Origin of the sequence: Plantactinospora veratri, from assembly GCF_036421995.1 — a bacterium.
GTDB classification, from domain to species: domain Bacteria; phylum Actinomycetota; class Actinomycetes; order Mycobacteriales; family Micromonosporaceae; genus Plantactinospora; species Plantactinospora veratri.
The window spans coordinates 1-21,496 of record NZ_JAZGQL010000006.1 but is presented as its reverse complement, the minus strand read 5'-3'; the positions used below and the strand labels follow the sequence as shown (position 1 = coordinate 21,496).

Below are 21,496 nucleotides of genomic sequence, written 5' to 3'. Positions count from 1 at the left end.
AATCGAGTGCTCGTCATCGCCCACCTCAGCGACACGCACCTGGACAGTCATCCCCGGTCGGCGGAACGGACCGCCCGGGTGATGGACTACCTGCACGCCCTGCCACGACCGGTCGACGCGATCCTGGTCACCGGGGACGTCGCCGACCACGGCGAGGTGGCCGAATACGAGATCGCGGCAAAGCTCCTCGCCTCGCCGCTGCCGGTGCTGGTCTGCCCCGGCAACCACGACGTGCGGGAGGCGTACCGGAAGGGTCTGCTCGGCGACGCGGCCGGCGGGACCGGCCCGATCAACAGCCGGCACGACGTGGCCGGCGCGGTCTTCCTGCTCGCCGACTCGTCGGTGCCCGGCCGCGACGACGGGCACCTCGACGCGGAGACCATGGGCTGGCTCGCCGACGAACTCGGCTCGACGCCGGCCGGGACGCCGGTCTTCGTCGCCTTCCACCACCCGCCGATCGCCCTGCACCATCCGATCGCCGATTCGATACGGCTGCTCCCGGCCGAGCCGCTGGCCGAACTCCTCACCGCCCACCCGCAGGTCGTCGCGGTACTGACCGGGCACTTCCACACCCCCGCCGCCAGCACCTTCGCCGGCCGGCCGCTGCGGATCGCCCCCGGCGTCGCCTCCACGCTCCGGCTGCCCTGGGAGGGCGACGGGGCGCTGCTCGACCCGACCCAGCCGCCCGGGGTGGCATTCCACGTCTACGACGACGCCGGCCTGCTGACCACGCACTACCGGGTCGTCATCTGAGCGTGCGAGGCATCGCCGTACTCGGCTTCCTGGCGGCCGTCGCGCCGATCACCGCGACCCCGGGGACCAGCCTGGCCCTGGTCGTCTCGCGGGTCACCGCCGGTGGGCGTCGGCAGGGCTGGTGGGTGATCCTGGGTACCCTCAGCGGCCTCTACGTGCACGCCCTCCTCGCCGCCGTCGGGCTGGCCGCGCTGGTACTCCGCTCCTCGCAGGCGTTCCTGCTGGTCAAGCTGCTCGGTGCCGGCTATCTGGTCGGCCTCGGGCTGTGGCTGCTCCGCTCGGCGACCCGCCGCCGGCCGAGCACCGGGGACGAGCCCCCGGCGCACCGGGCCCGGCGGCTGCCATGGCGCGGGCACCACCCGTACCTCCAGGGATTTCTCGGCAACGTACTCAATCCGAAGGCGGCGGCCGTCTACCTGACCCTGGCACCGCAGTTCCTCGACGTGCGGGGACCGGTGCTGGTCCCGATGCTGATACTCGGCACCGCGCACGCGCTCCTCGCCGGCTGCTGGCTGGCCGGCTGGACCGTGATCTCCGGCGCCGCCGCCCGACTGCTGCGCACCGTACGGGTCCGCCGGGCACTCGACCGGGCGACCGGGGCGATCCTGGTGGCCCTCGGCGTCCGTACGGCGGTGAGCTGAGCGCCGGTCGACCGTCACCGCGCTCGGTGACTCTGCCGGCTCCCCCGACCCGTGACATCCCGCACCCCCCTATGTAGAGTTCCGAGCATGGGCAGTGAGGTGCGGGTCACCACCGCGGTGGCAAGGGTGCTCGCCGCGTTCGTCGAGGATCCGACGACAGACCGCTACGGGCTGGACCTGATCGGCACGACCGGGCTGCCCAGCGGCACCCTCTACCCGATCCTGGTCCGGCTGCAACGGGCCGGCTGGGTCGACTCGGCCTGGGAGGAGATCGACCCGGTCGAGGCGGGCCGGCCCGCGCGACGCTACTACCGGCTCACTCCGGACGGTCTGGCCCGGGCCCGCACCGAACTCGCCCTGCTGCACCGCCAGCTCGGCGGCGCGACCCGGCGAGCCGGCCAGCAGCCGAGACCGGCATGAACCACCCGGCCGACCAGGATGAGCCCGGGACCGTCCCTCCTCCCCCGCCGGACGGCGCAAACGAGCCCGGCACCGGCGGCAGGGGCCTCCCGGCGGTGGCCGACGCCCTGCTCCGGATCGCCGCCCGGCGGTGGCCCGCCGAGTTGGGGATGCTGCCGGAGTGGCGGGCCGAGCTGGCGGCGATCCGCGCCGACCCGGCCTCCGGGCCGCTGACCCGGGCCACCCGGCAACTCCGCTTCGCGATCAGCCTCGCCGGTTCGCCGCCGGGCGAGGACGGGCACGGGGTACCGCGCGGCTGGCGGGAGCTGCTGCCCGGCGCCGGCAGGGCCCTGCAAACGCCGCTGGCACTGCTCGGCGCGGTGCTGCTCTGCCAGGTGCTGATCGGCGTGCTCGAGATGGTGGGCACGACCGTGTTGACCCTGACCCGGGGAGACCCCGGCGGTCCCAGCATCTCCGGCGGCATCGACTGGGCCGGAAACCTCACCTCGGTCGCCGGTCTCGCCGTCGGGGCCGGTGTCGCCGGCTGGCTCGGCGGATGGCTGGGCCGGCGGCTGCCGGTCGGCCGGGCCCGGCACACCCGGCTCGGCGTGGCCGGCCCGGCGGTGCTGGCCCCGCTGGTGATGGCCGCCGGCACGGTGGCCCTGCACACCGTCGCGCACTCCGGCCCGGCACCGCAGCCGGGCGTCACCGTCCTGGCGTCCGAGCCGGTCCCGGCACTGCTGCTCTGGGGCGTACTCGTCGCACCGCTCGCCGGTACGGCCGGCTGGCTCGTCCACCGTGGACGCCGCCGCGCGGCGACGCTGCTCGCCGGCGCGGGCGGGTTGCTCGTACTCGAACTGGTCGCGATGGTCGCCGGCCGACACGCGGCGGTGGCGGAGGACCTCAGTTTCGGCACGGCCCCGTGGTGGTTCCCACTCAGCCTGCTGGACCCGCACGGCAGCGGGGTCCGGTTCGGCCGGGTCGAGCAGGCCTACGTGGCGTCGGAGATGGTCGTCATGATCGTCGCGAACACCCTGCGCCCGCTGCTCGCCTGCACGGCGTTCGCGCTCTGCTTCGGCACGGCGGCGACCGGGACCCGCCGGCCGGGTCGAGCCGCCCGCGCGGCCGATCCGCCCACCTCGCCCACCTCGCCCGCCCCCTCCGGCGCCCGGACGCCGGTCGCCGGTCGGCCGGGTTTCGGGGTGGCGGTCGCGGCGGCCGGGTTGGGGCTGTGGGGGTACGCGGCGACGGTCCTCACGCCGGGGCTGACCGAGGTGGCGGCGGTCGACGAGGTGCAGAGCTGGGAACTGCATCTGCGCGCCCAGGAGCTGCGCCAGGCCGGGATCGTGCTCGCCGTGCTCGGGCTGCTGGTGCTGGCCGCCCCCCGGGCAGCGGTGCTGGTGCCCGGGCTCTGCACCGCCGCGCTGCTGCTCGCCGTCGACTCGGTACTCGACGCCGCCGACCTCGCCCGGCCCGGCCTGCTGCCCGGGGTCGTCGGTGTCGGCGTGGCGGTGCTGTCCCTCGGCTGGTGGCTCGGCGGCACCCTCGCCGGCCGGAGCGGACAGGATGACCAGGCGCGGATCCCGGAACACGTCGTACGGCGCCGGCTCGCCTGGGTGTCGGCGGTGGCGGCGTTCTGCGCTCCGGCGCTGCTGTTCCGGGCGAGTTGGCCGGGAGAGCTGACTCCGGCCGGGTATCCGGTCGGCACCGCACTCACCGCCGCCGCGTTCGCGGTGCTGGCCGGGACGACCGCGCTCGCCGTACGCGCGAATCCGCTGCCGGTCCCGGTCGCCGCGTCCCTGGTCGGCCTGCCGGCGCTGCTGATGGCCCTCCTCGGTGGGCTCAGTGGCGGCGCCGTCGGCGGGGTCGGTTTCGCCGCTGCCCTCGGACCGGTCCTGTTGACTGTCGCGCTCGCCACCATGGTCCTGCGCCGACGCGCCGGAACCGCCTGGCGGTGGGGCGCCCTCGGTGTCGGTGCCGTGCTGCTCGGGCTGCCGTCGGCGTACGCGCAACTCGCCCTCGCTCCGCTGCTCGGCGAGCCGTTGCTGCGGGCCGCGGACTACGGCCGGCCGGTGGACGGCCTGCCCTACCTGCCCGGCGCGGTACTGCTCGCCGCCGTGCTGGCTGTGGTGCTCGCCGTCCGGGTGGATCGGACCTCCGCCCACCCGCACCCGCACCCGCACCCGCACCCGCACCCGCAAGCTTCGGTCAAGAAACAGTGATCAACGGCACTACCGCGCCGTCCCGGCCGCACAATCTAAGAACGTTCGGCCTGAGTGGACGGGGACAGGGCCATGACTCTTGATCCGAGCAACGTGACCTGGGGAATCAGCGCGTCGACCTTCCTGGCAGGCTATCTCCTCCTCGCGGTGGTCGTCTTCGGGCACGCCACCGTACGGCGCCGGCAACTCCTCGCCGGGCCGGAGAGCGTACGCACCTCGACGCTGACCGCCGGCCAGGTCGGGTACCTCAACGGCGGCGAGCGGCTCGCCGTCTGCACCGCCCTGGCCGGGTTGCGCAACGCCGGTGCGATCGCGATCGGTCCCGCCCCGGACCGCTACCTGGTGGTCGCCGGAGACCGACCGGTCGGGGCGAGCGGTCTGGAGGCGGCGGTGCACCGCTTCGCCGGGCAGCGCCGCAGGCCGCGGGAGCTGACCTGGGACTCGGGCGTGGCGATGGAACTGTCCCGGCTGCGTACCGGACTGGAGAGGGCCGGCCTGATGCCGGGCGCCGAGATCCTGCGGGCGCTTCGCGGGCAGACCTGGCTCCTCGGCGCGGTGCTGCTGCTCGGCGTACTCCGGTTGCTCGCCGAGGTCTCGACCGGCGAGCCCTGGCTGCCGTCGGTGCTCGTCCTGGTCGGGCTGGGCGTCGCCACCGTGCTGCTGGGACGCCGCCCGCCGGTGCGTACCCGGGCCGGCGACTGGGCGCTGGGCGCGCTGCGTACCGAACACGCGCACCTGTCCCCGGCCCAGCGGCCGGCCTGGAGCACCTACGGTCCGACCGGCGCGGCGATGTCGGTCGCGCTCTTCGGCCCGGCGGCGTTCTGGGCGGCGGACCCGGAGTTCGCCGCCGAGGCCGGGATACAGCAGCGGCTCGGTGTCGCCACGGCCGGCGGGTCGAGCGGCGACTCGGGCGGCAGCGGCGGCTTCGTGTGCAGCGGCGGCGGTTTCGGCTCGGACAGTGGTGGCGGGTTCGGCTCCGACAGTGGTGGCGGGCACGGCTGCGGGGGCGGAGGCGGCGGTTGCGGGGGCGGAGGCGGCGGTAGCTGACCTGGGGTGCCAGCGACCAGCCGGGGCGGGCCGGTCGTCGGGAGTGGGGGCCCGGCGACCGGCTGCCACGGCACTGCGGCGAGGCGCCCCGTGAGGTGCCCGGTGAGGTGTCAGCGAGGACTTGTCAGCGGAGCCCCCAGAAGAACGCCCGGACGTCGTCGACGAGGAGTTCCGGCACCTCCAGCGCGGCGAAGTGGCCGCCCCGGTCGAACTCGGTCCACCGGACGACGGGATAGGTCCGCTCCGCGAAGCTCCGGATCGACCGGGTGATGTCGTGCGCGAAGACGGCCACCCCGACCGGCACCGGGCAGCCCTGCGGCCCGACCGGACTCTCCCGGTGCAGCCGGGCCGACGAGCCGGCGGTGCCGGTGAGCCAGTAGAGCATCACGTTGGTGAGCAGCCGGTCCACCGGGATCGTCGAGGCCGGGTCGGCCCACTCGGTGAACTTCTCGGCGATCCAGGCGAGCTGTCCGACCGGCGAGTCGGTCAACGCGTACGCCGGGGTCTGCGGACGGGTGCTCTGCAACACCATGTAGCCGGGGCGCTGGGCGACGTACTGCCGGATCCGGGCCAGCCGCTCCCGGTCCGACTCCGACAGTTCGGCCTCACCGGTCCAGCCGGGCGGTGGTGGCGTCGGCAGGTACGTGAGGTGCACCCCGACGACGTTGTCCGGGGCGTACTCGCCGAGAGCGCGGGAGATGGCCGAGCCCCAGTCGCCGCCGTGCGCGCCGTAGCGCCGGTAGCCGAGCCGGCGCATGAGTTCGGCCCAGGCGCGGGCGACGCGGTGCACGTCCCAGCCGCGCTCCCGGGTCGGCCCGGAGAAGCCGTAGCCGGGAATGGAGGGTACGACGAGGTGGAAGTCCTGCGCGAGTGGGCCGAGCACGTCCAGGAACTCGACGACCGATCCCGGCCAGCCGTGCGTGAGCAGCAGCGGCAGCGCGTCCGGGTCGGCGGCGCGCAGGTGCAGGAAGTGCACGTTCTGCCCGTCGATCTCGGTGGTGTACTGCGGCAGTTCGTTCAGCGCGGCCTCCTGCCGCCGCCAGTCGTAGCCGGTACGCCAGTGGTCGGCGAGTTCGCGTACCCGTTCGAGCGGGATGCCGTAGTCCCAGCCGGCGTCCGGTAGCTGGTCCGGCCATCTGGTCCGGCGCAGCCGCTCGGCCAGGTCGGTCAGGTCGGCCTCCGGGATCTCGATCCGGAACGGCTTGATCATGCTGTCGTCCTTTCCTGACGCCGCGACCTCGGTCGCGGGCTCCGACACATCATTAGTGCCCCTAACGTTTGCCACACTAACGATCGTAGGGCCGACGCACCGAAACCGTTAGTCCTCCGAACGAATTTGTTAGGGTGGTCACCGTGCAGAGCCCAACCGGAGAGAGACGACAGGTCGGCGGCCCGCCGGACCTGACACCACCCGCCCGGCTGGCCAGCCTGCCGAGCTGGCTGCTGACCCAGACCGCCCGGCACGCCCACCGACTCGTCACCGAGGGGTTCGCGGAGATCGACTCCCGGGGCTACCACTACCGGCTGCTGCTCACCCTTGCCGAGGTCGGCCCGACCAGCCAGGCCGACCTGGGCCGGCGCAGCGGCATCCACCTCAGCGACGTGGTGGCGGCGGTCAACGACCTCACCGACCGGCAGTTCGTCGAACGCTCCCCCGACCCGACCGACCGGCGACGCAACGTCATCACCCTCACCCCGGCCGGGCGGCGCCAGCTCCGCCGCCTGGACCAGCGGCTGACCCGGATCCAGGACGACCTGCTCGCCCCGCTCGCCCCGGTCGAACGCGACCAGTTGACTCGGCTGCTGACCCGGCTCCTCGAACACCACCGGAGCAGCCCGGCCGCCGACGACTGACCGTTGGAGCCGCACCTACGACCGAGCCGGGGCGCACGCCGCACCGGCCGGACGCCCGGTCCCGGTCGACCCCGTCCAACCCGCCGGGCCTCATCCGGACGGCCGAACAGGCCGGGCGGGCCGGTCAGCGCGGCCGGTCAGCGCGGCCGGTCAGCGCGGCCGGTCAGCGCGGCGGGTCAGCGCGGCGGGTCAGCGCGGCGGGTCGGTCAGCCGGCGCCAGAGGAAGCGGAGCATCAGCGCCCACTTGAACGCCAGTTGCGCGTTGTCGGCGGCGGCGCCGTGTCCACCCTCGACGTTCTCGTAGTAGGAGACGTCGTAGCCGTAGCTCCGCATCCGGGCCGCCATCTTGCGGGCGTGCCCCGGATGCACCCGGTCGTCCCGGGACGAGGTGACGAAGAGGACCGGCGGATACGGCCGGCCCGGCCGGACGTTCTGGTAGGGCGAGTACTCACGCAGGAACGCCCAGTCGGCCTCGTCGTCCGGGTCGCCGTACTCGGCCATCCAGGAGGCGCCGGCCAGCAGCAGGTGGTAGCGACGCATGTCGAAGAGCGGCACCCGGGCCACCACCGCGCCGAACAACTCCGGGAACCGGGTCAGCATCACGCCCATCAGCAGCCCGCCGTTGCTGCCGCCCTCGATGCCGAGCCGGGCCGGCACGGTGATCCCCCGGTCGACCAGGTCGGTCGCCACGGCGGCGAAGTCCTCGTACGCCCGCAGCCGGTTCTCCCGCAGCGCCGCCCGGTGCCAGCGCGGCCCGTACTCGCCACCGCCCCGGATGTTCGCGACCACGTACCTGCCGCCCCTGGCCAGCCAACCCCGGCCGATGATCCCGCTGTAGCTCGGCGTCCAGGCCAGCTCGAAACCGCCGTACCCGGTCAGCAGGGTCGGCCCGGTCGGGTCACCCGCCGGGTCGACCAGGAAGTACGGCACCCGGGTCCCGTCGGCGGACCGGGCGTGCAACTGCCGGACCGTCATCCCGGCCGGGTCGAAGAACGCCGGGTCCCGCTTCAGCGTCTCGGTCGAGCCGCCGACCGTGCCGTAGTGCAGCGCGGTCGGGGCCAGGAAACCGGTGCTGGCCAGCAGGTACTCGTCGCTCTGCTCCGGGTTGGTGTCGACGATCACGACGTGCCGCTCGTCGGCCGGATCGGCGGTCTCCAGCAGCGGACGCCGCCGCCAGCCGTCCTCGCCGGGGGTGAGCACCTCGGTCCGACTCCGCACGTCCACCAGGGTGTTCAGGATCAGGTGGCCCCGGGTCCAGGCGTGCCGGCCAGGGGCGCTCTGCGGGCCGGGCGCGAAGACGACGGTCAGGTCGCGCTCACCGGCGAGAAACCGGTCCAGCCGGGTGACCAGGATCGTGCCGGCGGCGTACGTCCGGTCGGCCACCCTCCAGTCCGAGCGGAGCGTGATCAACAGCCACTCCCGGTGTACGTCGGTTCCGGCGTCCTCCGGCACGTCGATCCGGACCAGTTCGCCGTCGGCGGTGCGCAGGAACTCCTCCCGGCGGAAGAAGTCCAGCCGGCGGCCGAGGAAGTCGCGGACGAAGCCGGGAGTGGGGTCGTGCACCGCGTACACCGAGACGTCCTCGTCGCGACCCTGATGGACGACGGTGGCCTCGGCGAGTGGCGTACCCCGGCGCCAGCGCTTGACGATCCGGGGGTAACCGGAGGCGGTCAGCGAGCCGGGGCCGAAGTCGGTGCCGACGTAGATGTGGTCGGCGTCGATCCAGCCGACGTCGCTCTTCGCCTCGGGCAGGCAGAAGCCGTCGGCTACGAAGGTCCGGGTCGTCAGGTCGAACTCGCGGACCACGCTCGCGTCCGAGCCGCCCCGGGCCAGCCGGACCAGGCAGCGCCGGTATCCGGGCCGCTGCACGATCGCACCCTGCCAGGTCCACGGCTCGCCCTCTGCGGCGGCCAGCGCGTCGACGTCGAGCAGCAGTTCCCAGCTCGGCTCCGCCCGGCGGTACTCCTCCAGCGTGGTACGCCGCCACAGCCCCCGGGGGTGGGCCTCGTCCTTCCAGAGGTTGTAGAGGTAGGTTCCGTCCCAGTACGCGAACGGCACCCGGTCGGCGGCGTCCAGCACCTGTCGCAGTTCGGCGGCGAGCGTGGCGAACGCCGGGTCGCCGGCCAGCGCGTCGTGGGTCTCCGCGTTGCGGGCACGGAGCCAGGCGGTCACCTCGGGACCGGTGACCGCCTCCAGCCAGCGGAATTCGTCGTCGAGATCCGAGGACACGCAGGGTTCCTACCACAGGAGGTGAACAAAGTTTCCACTCAGTCGGATGGCGGATTGAACTTCCCGGCACCGAAAAACGATCTAACTGAGGTGGGACGTTCTCGCTTCGAACCCGTACCACCGGCCCAAGCGCCAGCACTGAGGTGTAAGGAAGGGCCCCCGCTACAACAGAAAACGATAAGAAGGGGCCCTTCCTTACACCTGGGGCGCGCCGTGCTGGCGGTGCTGCTGTTCGGTGCGGTGGCGGTGCTGGCCGGCCCGGCGAGGCCGGCGGCGGCGCACGCCGCGGTGGTCGGCACGGTGCCGCAGCAGCAGGCCGTACTCGGCTTCTCCCCCACCGAGGTCACGATCACCTTCAGCGAACCGGTGGCCCTGGTGCCCGGCCGGGCCCAGGTGCTCGCCCCGGACGGCAAGCGGATCAACGACGGGGAGGCCAGCGTCCGGGACGCCACGCTGCGGATCCCGATCCGGGTCGCCGACCGGCCGCTCGGCAGCTACCTGGTCAGCTACCGGGTGATCTCCGCCGACAGCCATCCGGTCGCCGGGAGCTACACCTTCGCGGTCGGCGCCGCCTCGGCCACCCCGCCGGAGCCGGCCGACGAGACGGTACGCCCCGACGTCCAGGTCGCGATGCCGACGACCAGATATCTCGGGTACGCCGGCCTGGTCCTGCTGATCGGCCCGGCGCTGCTGCTCGGGCTGCTCTGGCCGCGCCGGCTGCCCCGCCGTGGCGCCGTACGGCTGGTCCGGGCCGGTGTGGCGCTGGTCGCGGCCGGCACCCTGGCCGGGTTCTGGACGCAGGCGCCCTACACCAGCGGCGCCGGACTGCTGGACGTCTCCGCCGCCGAACTGTGGCAGGTGCTCGGCTCGGACTTCGGGTTGGCGCTCGCCGCCAGGCTGGGCATCCTGGCGCTGGTCGCTGCCCTGCTGCCGCCGGTGCTGGCCGGTCGGGCCGGCCGGGGCCGGGTCGGGCTGCTGGTCGCGCTCGGGCTGGCCGGGCTGGCGACCTGGCCGCTGGCCGGGCACGCCGCCGCCTCGCCGACCCCGCTGGCCAGCGGCATCGCCGCCGTCATACACCTGGCCGCCATGTCGGTCTGGCTCGGCGGGCTGGTGACGCTGGTCTGCTTCCCGCTGCGCAGCGCCCACCCCCGGGTGCTGGCGGTCGTGCTGCCGGTGTGGTCCCGCTGGGCCGGCATCGCGGTGGCATGGCTGGTCGCCGGTGGGGTGGTGCAGGCGGTGATCGAGATCGGCGCACCCGGAGCGCTCTTCGGCACCGGTTACGGACGGCTGGTACTGGCCAAGGTGGCGCTGCTGGCGCTGCTGCTCGGCGCCGCCGGGTACGCCCGCCGCCTGGTCCGCCGCCGCGCGACCGCCGCGCTGGCCACCGCACCCGCACCCGCCACCGCCCGGACCGAACTGCTGGTACCCGCCGGCGCCGTGCCGCCGCCAACCGCCCCCGCCCGCCCGGCCGGGAACGGCGACAGCGGTGCGGCGGCGGTGGCCGGACGGCGGCGGTTGCGCCGGACGGTCGGGCTGGAGGTGCTGGTCGGGTTGGTCGTGCTCGGGGTCAGCGCGGTACTGGTGCAGACCACCCCCGGGCGCAACGCCGGGATCGAGGCCGAGATCGCCGCCTCGGACACCTTCGCCCAGACGCTCAGCTCGCCGCTCTACACCCTCCAGTTCGACATCTATCCGGTGCAGCTCGGGCCGAACAACACCGTGCACGCGTACGTCTACACCCCGGAGGGCAAGCCGCTGCCGGCGGTGGAGTGGACGCTGACCGCCGCGCTGCCGGCCCAGGGTGTGGAGCCGACCGACACCCCGATGCTGGGCGTCGAGCCGCACCACGCGGTCGGGGCGGTGAGCTTTCCGATCCCCGGTGACTGGGAGCTGCGGTTCACCGTACGCACCTCGGAGATCGACCAGGCCACGGTGCGGACCGTGGTTCGGGTGCGCTGAGGCCCGGGGTCAGGGCTCGACCAGGCCGGCCCGGATGGCGTACCGGGTGAGGTCGATCCGGTCCCGCATGCCGAGTTTGGCCAGGATGTTGGCGCGGTGCCGGTCGACCGTCTTGACGCTTATCACCAGCGCCTCGGCGATCTGCTTCGCGGAGTTGCCCTCGGCGATCAGCTTTATGATCTCCTCTTCCCGGGGGGTCAGGATGCTCTCCGGCAGCTTCTCGCCCTGCCGGGCCCGGTGCAGGTAGTCCCGGATCAGCGCGGTGATCGCGCCGGGATAGAGGAACGGCTCGCCGCGCATCGCCGCCCGGCACGCCTCCAGCAGGTCCCGGTCGGCGACCGACTTGAGCACGTAGCCGGAGGCTCCGGCCCGGAGCGCCTCGAAGAAGTACTGCTCGTTGTCGTGCATCGAGAGCATCAGGATGCGTACCCCCGGCGCCCGCCGGGAGATCTCCCGGGCCGCCTGGAGACCGGTCATCCTCGGCATCGCGATGTCCAGGATGACCAGGTCGATCTCGGTGTGCCGGACCGCCTCCACCGCCTCCGCCCCGTCGGCCGCCTCGGCGACCACCCGCAGGTCGGGTTCGGCGTCGAGGATCAGCCGCAGTCCCCGGCGGACCAGCGCGTGGTCGTCCGCCAGCAGGACCCGGGTCACGGTCGCGGACATGGTCACGCCTCCCTCTCCGCCGAGTCGTCGGCGGGTACGGCCAGCCGGATCTCGGTGCCGGTGCCGGGGGTGCCGGTGATGGTCAGCCGGGCCCCGATCAACAGTGCCCGCTCCCGCATCCCCCGGATGCCGGCGCCCTCCCGGTGGATCTCGCCGAGGCCGTCGTCGACGACCCGCAGCACCACCGTGCCGGCCTCGGCCCGCAGCGACAGCTCGACCCGGCCGGCCCGGGCGTGCCGGGCCACGTTGGTCAGGCTCTCCTGGGCGATCCGGTAGATCACCAGCTCCTTCTCGGCGCTCAGCGCCGGCAGGTCGGGCGTCGACCGGCGTACCACCGGCACCCCGCTGACCTGGGAGAACTCCGTCGCCAGCGCGTTCATCGCGCTGAGCAGCCCCAGATCCTCCAGTACGTCCGGCCGGAGCCGCCGGGCCACCCGCCCCACGTCGTCGAGGCTCTCCCGCAGCGTCTCCTGCACCGCGTGCAACTCCTCGCGCAGCTCGGCCGGGGCGCGGTCCACCGCCCGTTTCAGCCCGAGCAGCACCACCGTGAGGCTCTGCCCGATCTCGTCGTGCAGCTCCCGGGCGATCCGCTGCCGCTCCCCCTCCTGGGCGGCGAGCGCGTGCGCGCTGCTCGCGCTGCGTTCCGCCTCCAGCCGGTCGAGCATCGCGTTGAAGGTCTCGATCAGGTTGGTCAGGTCGCCGTTGCCGGCGTCGACCAGCCGGTCACCGGTACGCAGCAGGTCGACCCGGCGCATCAGCGTGGTGAGCGCGTCGAGCGGGGCCAGGCTGGCCCGCAGCAGCAGGGCGTTCGCCGCCAGGATCAGCGCCAGCCCGATGGTCAGCACCGGGATCTCGGTCAGCAGCACCGGCGACGAGACGGTCGCCGGGGAGAGCGCGAGCACCAGCGTGCCGACCGTGAAGACCAGGCCGTTGAGCAGGAACAGCCGGCGGAACAGCGCCTGGGCGGGTGCCCGGCGACCGGGACGGCCGGAAGCGCCGGATCGTCCCGGGTAGTCCGGTCCGGGGCCGGCTGCCCGGTCAGCGGTGTCGGTCACGCTGCCAGCCTGGCCCGGGAGTTGCTGTTTTGTCACCTGATCCGACACCCAACCCCGGGGTCGGCGACCGGTCAGCGGCCCGGGTACCTGCATGTTCCGCCCCACCGCAGATGGGTGTCGCACCCGATGGTCGGCCGGGGTGCCGTCCCGAATTCTTGACATCGGAACCGGCGGCCAACCCGAGACCGAGACCGGAACCGGCATCCGAGCCCCTGCGACCGAGCCCGAGCACGGCCGGCGTACGGGACGGCGCCGCCCCGCCGCCCCTACCCCGAGCGAGGCCACAGTGGACATCACCCGGACCACAGTTCCCGGCGTCGGCGTCGTACACCACTTCCTGACCCGGGGCGGGCAGCGGTTCGGCGTACTGCTGGACCAGGCCGGCATGCGGTCGCTGCTGCTGTACGGGCGGGACGATCCGGACGTACCGGTGGACCGGATCGCATTGGAACACGACGAGGCCGACCAGATCGCCGAGGTGCTGCACAGCGCACCGATCGCAGACCGGCTGGCCAGCCTGGAGCGCCGTATCGCCGAGCTGCACGGCGGATCCGCGTGATCGCGGTACGCCCACGCGGCCGCCACGGCGGCCAGGCCCCCTGCCCGCGGGAAAACCCGTCGTCACCGGGAGGCTGTGTTGTCGAACAATCCCTCAGGCCCTACCGTTGCGGCGCGACGGCCGATGCCGGCCCGCGCCCAGGGAGATGGTGGAATGCAGGCGCAGCAGATCGCCGCGGTGGTACCCACGGTGACCGTCCGAGACTCGGTGGCCCGGGCGGTCCGGCTGATGGCGATTCGCCGGCTGCCGGGCATGATCGTGGTGGACGACCGTGGCCGGCCAAAGACGGTGCTCCCCGGCACCCAGGTGCTCCGGATGGCGGTGCCGAGGGCCTATCGGGAGGATCCGGTACTGGCCCGGACCATCGACGAGGCCCGCGCCGACCTCTTCTGGGAGGAACTGGACAACCTGACCGTGGGCGACTGCCTGTTCCGGGAACCGGACCGGGTGACCACCGTCGGCCTGGACGGAACGCTGCTGGAGGTCGCCGCGCTGATGGCTCGACAGCGCAGCCCGCTCGTGGCGGTGGTCGACGGCGCCGGGGTACTGGTCGGGGCGATCACCCTGGACCGGGTGCTCGCCGAGTTCGCGGTGGCCGACTCCGACACCTGACCCCGGCCCGGCCGGCCGCCGCGCGTCGTGCGGCGGCCGGCCACTCCGGCAGGGTTGCGCCGGCTGACACGCCCAAAGCGGAGTACGCCCGATGAGCGCCGTCGCCGCGCTCGTCATCTTCGTGGTGGCGTTCTTCTTCATCGCCACCGAGAAGGTGGACAAGGTCAAGGTGGTGCTGATCGCCGCCGCCGCGATGCTGGTCTTCGGCTTCGCGCCGGGGGCGGAGGTCTACTTCTCCGAGCACGAGGGGATCGACTGGAAAGTCATCTTCCTGCTGCTCGGGATGATGATCATCGTCGGGGTGCTGAAACAGACCGGTCTCTTCGACTACCTGGCGATCTGGGCCGCCAAGAGATCGTCCGGCCGGCCGTACCGGCTGATGGTGATGCTGATGCTGATCACCGCCATCGCCTCGCCGTTCCTGGACAACGTCACGACGATCATGCTGGTCGCCCCGGTGACGGTGGTGGTCTGCAACCGGCTGCACATCCCGGCCCAGCCGTACCTGATCGCCGAGATCCTGGCCTCCAACATCGGCGGCGCGGCGACCCTGATCGGCGACCCGCCCAACATCATCATCGGCAGTCGGGCCGGGCTGACCTTCACCGACTTCCTGGTGCACATGGCGCCGGCCGTCGTGGTGATCTTCGCGGTCTTCGTACTCTTCACCCGGGTGCTGTTCCGCAAGTCGTTCCGGTACAACCCGGAGCACGTCGAGGCGGTACTGGCGTTGCAGGAGCGACGGGCGATCACCGACGTACGGCTGCTGGTCCGCTGCCTGGTGGTGCTCGGCCTGGTGGTGGTCGCCTTCGGGCTGCACTCGGTGCTGCACGTCGACCCGTCCGTGGTGGCGATGGTCGGCGCCGGGGTGATGCTGATGGTGTCCAGGATGGACGTCTCCGACGTCCTCGGCGAGGTCGAGTGGCCGACCCTGGTCTTCTTCGTGGGGCTGTTCGTGATGGTCGCCGGGCTGGTGCACACCGGCGTGATCACCACCTTCGGCGAGTGGGTGATCGAGCAGGTGGACGGCAACTTCTTCGGCGCCGCCACCGCGCTGCTCTTCGGCTCGGCGGTGCTCGGGGCGTTCTTCGACAACATCCCGTACGTCGCGACCATGGCACCGGTGGTCGAGGGGCTGGTCGCCACGGCACCGGACCCGCAGACCGGGCAGGCACTCTGGTGGGCGTTCGCCTTCGGCGCGGACTTCGGCGGCAACGGCACCGCGGTCGCCGCCAGCGCCAACGTGGTGGCGATCGGCATCGCCGCCCGTACCGGTCACCGGATCTCGTTCTGGCAGTTCACCCGCTACGGCATCATCGTCACGATCATGAGTACCGTGCTCGCCTGGATCTACGTCTGGCTGCGGTACTTCATGTGATGCCGGCCCGGCACCGGAGCGATTCGCCCGGCGCCGGGTCAATCGTCCGGGTCGCCGAGGAGCCAGCCGTGCTCCTCGGCGATCCGGACCGCCTCGGCCCGGGTCCGGGCCCCGGTCTTGCCGATCGCCGCCGACAGGTGGTTGCGCACCGTCCCCTCGGAGAGGTGCAGCCCGCGCGCCAGGTCCGCCGCCGTACCGCCGCTGCGGGCGGCCCGCAGCACCTCGGTCTCCCGCTCGGTCAACGGGCTGACCCCGCTGGCCAGCGTCTCCGCCGCCAGTGTCGGGTCGACCACCCGCAGCCCGGCGTGCACCCGGCGGACCGCGTCGGCGAGCTGCCGGGCCGGGGTGTCCTTGACCACGAAGCCGCCCGCGCCGGCCTCCATCGCCCGGCGCAGGTAACCGGGGCGACCGAAGGTGGTCACCACCAGCACCCGGCACTCCGGCAGCTCGGCCCGGAGCGCGGCGGTGACCGCGATGCCGTCCAGGCCGGGCATCTCCACGTCCAGCAGCGCCACCTCCGGCCGGGTGCGGACGGCCGCCGCCAGCACCTCGTCGCCCCGGCCCACCTCGGCCACCACGGTCAGGTCGGGCTCCAGGGAGAGCAGCGCCGCCAGGGCTCCCCGGACCAGCGCCTGGTCGTCGGCGAGCAGCAGCCGGATCGGCGCGCTCACCGTGAACCCGCGCGGTAGCTGACCCGGAGCCGGAAGCCCCGGCCGTCCGGCCCGCGTCCGACCACCACCCGGGCGCCGAGCTGCTCGGCGCGCTCCCGGAGCCCGAGCAGCCCGTGCCCGGCCTGCGGATCCTCCGGGGGCAGCGGCCCTCGACCGTCGTCGCGCACCTCGACCTCGTCCGGGCCGACCCGGATGACGCAGTGCCGGGCCCCGCTGTGCCGTACCACGTTCGTCACCCCCTCCCGGACCGCCCAGCCGAACAGCTCGCTGCGGGCCGGCGGCAGCTCGATCTCCGCCTCGGGCAGCTCCGCCGACACCCCCGCCGCGCGCAGCGCCGTCCGGGCCCCGGCCAGCTCGGTGGCGAGGGTGACCTCACGGTACGCCCCGACGGTGGACCGCACGTCGGCCAGCGCCTCCCGGGCCAACCGCTCCAGATCCGCCACCTCGCCGCCGGCCCGCCCCGGGTCCACCTCCAACAGCCGCCCGGCCAGCTCGGCCTTCACCGCGATGACGGTGAGCGAGTGGCCGAGGATGTCGTGCAGGTCCCGGGCGGTCCGGGCCCGCTCCTCGGCGACCGCCAGCCGGCGGATCTCCTGCTGCGCGGCGATCAACTGCGCCTGCCGTTCCACCAGCCGGCTGAAGGCGAAGACCGCGAACGCGGCGAGCAGCACCGCGAACGCCACCCCGGACTCGGGCTCCCAGGCCGGTACGAAGTGCGGGCTGACCACCGGGACCGCCGCCAGTACGACCACCAGGCCGAACGCGGCCCGGGCCGGCAGCAGCAGTACCGCCGCCGCCGAGACGTAGACCAGGGTGACCAGCCAGTCCCCGCCGGCCGACGGGATGGTGGCGGTACCGATCAGGAAGAGCCCGGCCAGCGCGGCCGCCGCCTGCCGGGGCGGGATCCGGCGGCGTTGCCAGACCGCCCGGCGCAGCCAGACGAAGATCGCCAGGTATCCGGCGCCGAAGACCACCAGCGTGGCGAGTCCCAGGTCCCGCACCAGCCCCGGCGGATGGTCCCAGACCGTGCCGAAGGGCTGCCCCAGGTAGACCAGCCAGACCACGGCGACCAGCCAGCCGAACCGGGAGCGGCGGCCGAGGCCGAAGGGCGTGCCCGGGCGTACGACGGTCACACCGGACACGCTAACCGTCCCCGCCGGGCGGGCCGGCCCGAAGTCGGCCGCTGTTGTCGTCTCATACCCGGCCGGTGTCCCGGCGGAAGAGCCGGCTCGCGCCGAACCCGAACGCCAGGGTCCAGAGCACGATGTTGAGCACCGCCCCGGCGGTGTCACCGGAACCGGTGAGCGGGCTGCGGGCGAGTTCGCCGACGCCGTACACCGGGGTGAACCTGGCGATCTGCTGCATCACCTGCGGCAGGACCTCCAGCGGCACGAAGAGCCCGCCGAACATCGCCAGGATGGCCAGGATCGGGCCCATGAACTGCATGACGTTCTCGGCCGGGGCGAGATAGCCGACGAAGAGGCCGAGGGCGGCGAAGACCAGCGAACCGAGCCAGGCCGCCAGCCCGGCGAGCAGCCAGACGTGCATCGGCAGGCTGACCCCGGAGAACGCGCCGACGGCGAACTCCACCAGTACGGCGAGCAGCCCGAGCACCATCGCGGTGACCACCTTGGTGGCGACGTACGCGGCCGGGCGCAGCGGGGTCAGCCGCAGTTGCCGGCTCCAGCCCTGGGCCCGCTCCACCGCGACCATCGCGCCGCCGCTGGTGGTGGCGACCATCGCGCCGTACACGGCGAGGCTGATCATGATGTACGCGGTCGCCTGCGCACCGCCGGCCAGCGTCTGTCCCTTGTTCGGCAGGCCGAAGAGCAGGAAGAACACCGCCGGCATGATCAGGATGAAGACGAGGGTACGGCGGTTGCGCAGTACCCGGCGGATCTCCAGCACCAGGTTCGGCAGGTTGAAGCCACCCATCGCGGGCCGGCGTCGGATCGTCGGCTCGACGCTCGACGCGCCGGTCGTCATCGTCTCGGTGCTCATCGCAGGCTCCCCTGTAGGTCGTCGGTCTGGGTGCCGGTAGTGAGGGCCAGGAAGGCGTCCTCAAGGTTGCGGGCGGTGATCTCCACGTCCCGGGCCGCCGTACGGGTCAACAGGTGCCGGGCCACCTCGTCCGAGTCGCTGGCCTGCACCAGTACGGTGTCGCCGCGCACCTCGACCGAGTCGGCGCCGGGCAGTCCGGCGAGCTGTACCTGGTCGGCCCCGGGCAGGGTGGCCCGGACCAGCCGGCCGGCGGCCAGGTTCTTCACCTCGGCGGTGGTGCCGTCGGCGACGATCCGCCCCTGCCGGATCAGCACGATCCGGTCGGCGTACGCGTCGGCCTCCTCCAGATAGTGGGTGGCGAAGAGTACGGTCCGGCCGCCCCGGGCATCGCGGCGGATCGCCGTCCAGAAGTCGCGCCGGCCCTCCACGTCCATCCCGGTGGTCGGTTCGTCCAACACCATCAGGTCCGGGTCGGGCAGCAGCGCCATCGCGAAACGCAGCCGCTGCTGCTGGCCACCGGAGCACTTGCCGACCCGGCGGCCGGCGATGTCGGCGATACCGGCCCGGTCCAGCACCTCGGCGACCGGCCGGGCCTGCGGGTAGAGGTTGGCGGTCATCTGGACCGTCTCGGCGACGGTCATGTCCTTCAGCAGCCCGCCGGTCTGCAACACGGCGGCGATCCGGCCCAGCGCCACCGCGTCGTCCGGGGACTGGCCGTAGACCCGTACCGTGCCCCGGTCGGGCCGGGCCAGGCCGAGCAGCATGTCGATGGTGGTGGTCTTGCCGGCCCCGTTCGGGCCGAGGAAGGCGACCACCTCGCCGGGGCGGATCCGCAGGCTGAGCCCGGCGACGGCGGTGACCGCGCCGTAGGACTTGGTGAGGTCGGTCAGTTCGACCGCAGGGACGGTTGTCGGCATACCCGCAATGCTGCGGGCGGCGGGGCCGGCCGGGCCGGCCCGCGCGTCACGACCTGACCATGACAATTGTCAGCGGTGCCGGCGACCGGCAACCGTCGGCTCGCCGCCGAGGCCCGCCCGGTCCGGGTTCGCCCGGCGACCGTCGGCCCCGCCGCGCGGGGTGGTCCTCGACGCTGCCGCCGCCCCGGGGCGTCCCGGCCGGAACGGGTGGCTCCGGCCGGGACGAGAGAGGGTCAGTGGCCCCGGGCCAGCCACTCGTCGAGGTGCGGCGCCTCGTCGCCGATGGTGGTACTCGCACCGTGCCCGGTGTGCACCACCGTCTCCGGCGGCAGGCTCAACAGCCGCTGCCTGATCGACTCGACGATCGTGCCGAAGTCGCTGTAGGACCGCCCGGTCGCCCCCGGACCGCCCTGGAACAGGGTGTCGCCGGTGAAGACCGCCCCGAGCGAGGGCGCGTACAGCGAGCAGGCTCCCGGGCTGTGCCCGGGCGTGTGCCGGACCTCCAGGGTGGTGCCGGCGACCTCGATCGACTGTCCGTCGGCCAGTTCCCCGCCCGGCGGCACCTCCGGGTGCACCATGTCCCAGAGCACCCGGTCGGCCGGGTGCAGCAGCACCTGGGCACCGGTCGCCTCGGCCAGCTCCGGCGCGACGCGTACGTGGTCGTCGTGCGCGTGCGTGGCCAGGATCGCCCGCACCCGCCGGCCACCGACGGCGGCCAGGATCGCGTCCACGTCGTGCGGCGCGTCGATCACCACGCACTCGGTGTCGTCGCCGACCACCCAGACGTTGTTCTCCACATCGAAGGTCTGGCCGTCGAGCGAGAAGGTTCCCGAGGTGACCGCGTGGTCGATGCGGGCCGCCATCAGAAGATCACCACGGACCGCAGTACGTCGCCGTGGTGCATCTTGCCGAACGCGTCCTCCACCTGGTCGAGGGCGATCTCCTCGGTGACGAAGGCGTCCAGGTCCAGCCGACCCTGGAGGTAGAGCGAGGTCAGCATCGGGAAGTCCCGGTCCGGCAGGCAGTCGCCGTACCAGCTCGACTTGAGCGCGCCGCCCCGGCCGAAGACGTCGAGCAGCGGCAGTTCGGGCACCTTCATCTCCGGGGTGGGTACCCCGACCAGCACGACGGTGCCGGCCAGGTCGCGGGCGTAGAACGCCTGCTTCCACGTCTCCGGTCGGCCGACCGCCTCGATGACCACGTCCGCGCCGAAGCCGCCGGTCAGTTCCCGGATCGCCTCCACCGGGTCGGTCTGCCGGGCGTCGACGGTGTGCGTCGCGCCGAAGCCCCTGGCCCACTCCAGCTTCCGGGGGTCGGTGTCGACCGCGATGATCGTGGTCGCGCCGGCCAGCGCCGCACCGGCGACCGCGCCGTCGCCGACGCCACCGCAGCCGATGACCGCGACCGAGTCGCCCCGGGTGACGCCGCCGGTGTTCACCGCCGCGCCGAGCCCGGCCATCACGCCGCAGCCGAGCAGCCCGACGGCGGCCGGCCGGGCCGCCGGGTCGACCTTGGTGCACTGCCCGGCGTGCACCAGGGTCTTCTCCACGAACGCCCCGATGCCGAGTGCCGGGGAGAGTTCGGTGCCGTCGGTCAGGGTCATCTTCTGCGCCGCGTTGTGGGTGGCGAAGCAGTACCACGGCTTGCCGCGCCGGCAGGCCCGGCAGTTGCCGCAGACGGCCCGCCAGTTGAGCACCACGAAGTCGCCCGGTTCGACGTCGGTCACCCCTGCGCCGACCTGCTCCACGATCCCGGCGGCCTCGTGCCCGAGCAGGAACGGGAAGTCGTCGTTGATGCCGCCCTCGCGGTAGTGCAGGTCGGTGTGGCAGACGCCGCAGGCCTGCACCCGCACCACGGCCTCACCCGGGCCGGGATCCGGTACGACGATGGTGGCCACCTCGACCGGCGCACCCTTGGCCCTGGCGATGACGCCGCGTACTTCCTGGCTCACGCTGCCTCCTCAAGATCTCGATCCCGGTCCGCCGTAGCATGTCACGGCCGTCCAGCCTGCCGGCCAGGCTCGCCCGCCGTCCGGAACGGCACCGGATGGCGCGGGCGGGCGGTCCAGCGCGGCGCCGGGCCGGGAGCGGGCGGAGCGCACCAGGAAGTCTGGCAGCCCGGGGCGGCGTTCGCACCGATCGGGACGGCGGACATTCGGCAACATTCGTCGCGGCCGGGCCGATTCGCGGCATGGACCGCTGGTGGGGAGGGGCAGGGCGGAGAACACCCGGCCCGGACGTCCTGTCTCCGACCGGGTGTCCGGTTTTTGGTCATGATCGGGTGGGCGGTGGGGGCGGATCGCGGAACACCGGGTCGGGGGTGGTGGTTATACCTGGCGTACGTCCGCAGCAGCGGTCCCCCCGGGTCTGCGGGTGGGTGGCTGGCCCCCCGGGAATGACGGGGCGCCGGCCGCGGTTACATCCCCCTGGCACCCCGGTAGCGGGAGCGGTCCGAGCATGACAGGCCGCCCGCCCGTGCCGGTGAGGTGTCTTTCCCCGAGTTTCTTCGGGTTTCTTTCCTTTCGACACGCCGC

Annotated in this window: 20 protein-coding genes; 10 read left to right on the top strand and 10 right to left on the bottom strand. The window is 73.3% G+C overall.

The genetic code is table 11. The features are described from left to right. The first annotated feature begins 6 nt into the window (after positions 1-6). The 5 genes from V1634_RS09515 (at position 7) to V1634_RS09495 (ending at position 5,062) form a co-directional block, all read left to right on the top strand. Entirely contained in the window at positions 7-753 is a 747-nt protein-coding gene (locus V1634_RS09515; RefSeq protein ID WP_331207392.1) for a metallophosphoesterase, read from the top strand. Between the two features lie 2 nt (positions 754-755). Further along, the gene (locus tag V1634_RS09510; protein ID WP_331207391.1) at positions 756-1,394 is read left to right on the top strand and encodes a LysE family translocator; all 639 of its coding nucleotides are present in this window, start codon (positions 756-758) and stop codon (positions 1,392-1,394) included. An 87-nt stretch (positions 1,395-1,481) separates the two neighbouring features. After that, a complete protein-coding gene (locus V1634_RS09505; protein WP_331207390.1) occupies positions 1,482-1,814 on the top strand; it encodes a PadR family transcriptional regulator in 333 nt (110 codons plus the stop codon). 95 nt (positions 1,815-1,909) lie between these two features. Further along, the gene (locus V1634_RS09500) at positions 1,910-4,015 is read left to right on the top strand and encodes a hypothetical protein (protein ID WP_331207389.1); all 2,106 of its coding nucleotides are present in this window, start codon (positions 1,910-1,912) and stop codon (positions 4,013-4,015) included. A 72-nt stretch (positions 4,016-4,087) separates the two neighbouring features. Further along, the gene (locus V1634_RS09495) at positions 4,088-5,062 is read left to right on the top strand and encodes a TIGR04222 domain-containing membrane protein (protein ID WP_331207388.1); all 975 of its coding nucleotides are present in this window, start codon (positions 4,088-4,090) and stop codon (positions 5,060-5,062) included. 124 nt (positions 5,063-5,186) lie between these two features. On the opposite strand, the gene V1634_RS09490 is transcribed toward V1634_RS09495, so the two are convergent. Next, on the bottom strand, positions 5,187-6,272 hold the full coding sequence (locus tag V1634_RS09490; RefSeq protein ID WP_331207387.1) for an epoxide hydrolase family protein: 1,086 nt from the start codon (positions 6,270-6,272) through the stop codon (positions 5,187-5,189). A gap of 143 nt (positions 6,273-6,415) precedes the next feature. Here V1634_RS09490 and V1634_RS09485 point away from each other — a divergent pair, with 143 nt between their 5' ends. Further along, entirely contained in the window at positions 6,416-6,916 is a 501-nt protein-coding gene (locus V1634_RS09485; protein ID WP_331207386.1) for a MarR family winged helix-turn-helix transcriptional regulator, read from the top strand. Between the two features lie 189 nt (positions 6,917-7,105). On the opposite strand, the gene V1634_RS09480 is transcribed toward V1634_RS09485, so the two are convergent. Next, entirely contained in the window at positions 7,106-9,145 is a 2,040-nt protein-coding gene (locus tag V1634_RS09480; protein WP_331207385.1) for a prolyl oligopeptidase family serine peptidase, read from the bottom strand. A 213-nt stretch (positions 9,146-9,358) separates the two neighbouring features. Between V1634_RS09480 and V1634_RS09475 the strand changes: the two genes are divergently transcribed. Then, the gene (locus tag V1634_RS09475) at positions 9,359-11,104 is read left to right on the top strand and encodes a copper resistance CopC/CopD family protein (RefSeq protein ID WP_331207384.1); all 1,746 of its coding nucleotides are present in this window, start codon (positions 9,359-9,361) and stop codon (positions 11,102-11,104) included. 9 nt (positions 11,105-11,113) lie between these two features. On the opposite strand, the gene V1634_RS09470 is transcribed toward V1634_RS09475, so the two are convergent. Both V1634_RS09470 and V1634_RS09465 read right to left on the bottom strand, forming a co-directional pair. Continuing rightward, positions 11,114-11,770, bottom strand: a complete 657-nt coding sequence (locus tag V1634_RS09470; RefSeq protein WP_331207383.1) for a response regulator transcription factor — start codon at positions 11,768-11,770, stop codon at positions 11,114-11,116. Between the two features lie 2 nt (positions 11,771-11,772). Beyond that, positions 11,773-12,825 carry a sensor histidine kinase gene (locus V1634_RS09465; RefSeq protein WP_331207382.1) on the bottom strand — a complete coding sequence of 351 codons (1,053 nt, stop codon included), beginning with the start codon at positions 12,823-12,825 and terminating at the stop codon, positions 11,773-11,775. Positions 12,826-13,111: 286 nt separating this feature from the next. On the opposite strand from V1634_RS09465, the gene V1634_RS09460 reads away from it, so the two are divergent. The 3 genes from V1634_RS09460 (at position 13,112) to V1634_RS09450 (ending at position 15,374) form a co-directional block, all read left to right on the top strand. Next, entirely contained in the window at positions 13,112-13,384 is a 273-nt protein-coding gene (locus V1634_RS09460; RefSeq protein WP_331207381.1) for a hypothetical protein, read from the top strand. 153 nt (positions 13,385-13,537) lie between these two features. Continuing rightward, positions 13,538-13,996, top strand: a complete 459-nt coding sequence (locus tag V1634_RS09455) for a CBS domain-containing protein (protein WP_331207380.1) — start codon at positions 13,538-13,540, stop codon at positions 13,994-13,996. A gap of 91 nt (positions 13,997-14,087) precedes the next feature. Next, positions 14,088-15,374: an ArsB/NhaD family transporter gene (locus V1634_RS09450; RefSeq protein WP_331207379.1), complete on the top strand. Its 1,287-nt coding sequence runs from the start codon at positions 14,088-14,090 to the stop codon at positions 15,372-15,374. A 38-nt stretch (positions 15,375-15,412) separates the two neighbouring features. Here V1634_RS09450 and V1634_RS09445 read toward each other — a convergent pair whose 3' ends face one another. From V1634_RS09445 to V1634_RS09420, 6 genes are all read right to left on the bottom strand, one after another. Continuing rightward, positions 15,413-16,045 (bottom strand): response regulator transcription factor, encoded by a 633-nt coding sequence (locus tag V1634_RS09445; protein ID WP_331207378.1) that lies wholly within the window; start codon positions 16,043-16,045, stop codon positions 15,413-15,415. Beyond that, on the bottom strand, positions 16,042-17,178 hold the full coding sequence (locus tag V1634_RS09440) for a sensor histidine kinase (RefSeq protein ID WP_331207377.1): 1,137 nt from the start codon (positions 17,176-17,178) through the stop codon (positions 16,042-16,044). Before V1634_RS09440 ends, V1634_RS09445 begins: the two co-directional genes overlap by 4 nt. 61 nt (positions 17,179-17,239) lie before the next feature. Beyond that, positions 17,240-18,046: an ABC transporter permease gene (locus tag V1634_RS09435; RefSeq protein ID WP_331207376.1), complete on the bottom strand. Its 807-nt coding sequence runs from the start codon at positions 18,044-18,046 to the stop codon at positions 17,240-17,242. Further along, positions 18,043-18,963: an ABC transporter ATP-binding protein gene (locus V1634_RS09430; RefSeq protein ID WP_331207375.1), complete on the bottom strand. Its 921-nt coding sequence runs from the start codon at positions 18,961-18,963 to the stop codon at positions 18,043-18,045. Before V1634_RS09430 ends, V1634_RS09435 begins: the two co-directional genes overlap by 4 nt. A gap of 233 nt (positions 18,964-19,196) precedes the next feature. Then, entirely contained in the window at positions 19,197-19,826 is a 630-nt protein-coding gene (locus V1634_RS09425) for an MBL fold metallo-hydrolase (protein WP_331207374.1), read from the bottom strand. Continuing rightward, positions 19,826-20,914 carry an S-(hydroxymethyl)mycothiol dehydrogenase gene (locus tag V1634_RS09420; protein WP_331207373.1) on the bottom strand — a complete coding sequence of 363 codons (1,089 nt, stop codon included), beginning with the start codon at positions 20,912-20,914 and terminating at the stop codon, positions 19,826-19,828. The genes V1634_RS09425 and V1634_RS09420 overlap by 1 nt, the downstream gene beginning before the upstream one ends. Between the last annotated feature and the right edge of the window lie 582 nt (positions 20,915-21,496).

What these genes read in the sequence shown, in the direction of transcription:
- V1634_RS09495 (WP_331207388.1), top strand. Translation starts at nt 4,088, where the DNA reads ATGACTCTTGATCCGAGCAACGTGACCTGGGGAATCAGCGCGTCGACC.
- V1634_RS09435 (WP_331207376.1), bottom strand. Translation starts at nt 18,046, where the DNA reads ATGAGCACCGAGACGATGACGACCGGCGCGTCGAGCGTCGAGCCGACG.
- V1634_RS09470 (WP_331207383.1), bottom strand. Translation starts at nt 11,770, where the DNA reads ATGTCCGCGACCGTGACCCGGGTCCTGCTGGCGGACGACCACGCGCTG.
- V1634_RS09430 (WP_331207375.1), bottom strand. Translation starts at nt 18,963, where the DNA reads ATGCCGACAACCGTCCCTGCGGTCGAACTGACCGACCTCACCAAGTCC.
- V1634_RS09505 (WP_331207390.1), top strand. Translation starts at nt 1,482, where the DNA reads ATGGGCAGTGAGGTGCGGGTCACCACCGCGGTGGCAAGGGTGCTCGCC.
- V1634_RS09450 (WP_331207379.1), top strand. Translation starts at nt 14,088, where the DNA reads ATGAGCGCCGTCGCCGCGCTCGTCATCTTCGTGGTGGCGTTCTTCTTC.
- V1634_RS09455 (WP_331207380.1), top strand. Translation starts at nt 13,538, where the DNA reads ATGCAGGCGCAGCAGATCGCCGCGGTGGTACCCACGGTGACCGTCCGA.
- V1634_RS09490 (WP_331207387.1), bottom strand. Translation starts at nt 6,272, where the DNA reads ATGATCAAGCCGTTCCGGATCGAGATCCCGGAGGCCGACCTGACCGAC.
- V1634_RS09425 (WP_331207374.1), bottom strand. Translation starts at nt 19,826, where the DNA reads ATGGCGGCCCGCATCGACCACGCGGTCACCTCGGGAACCTTCTCGCTC.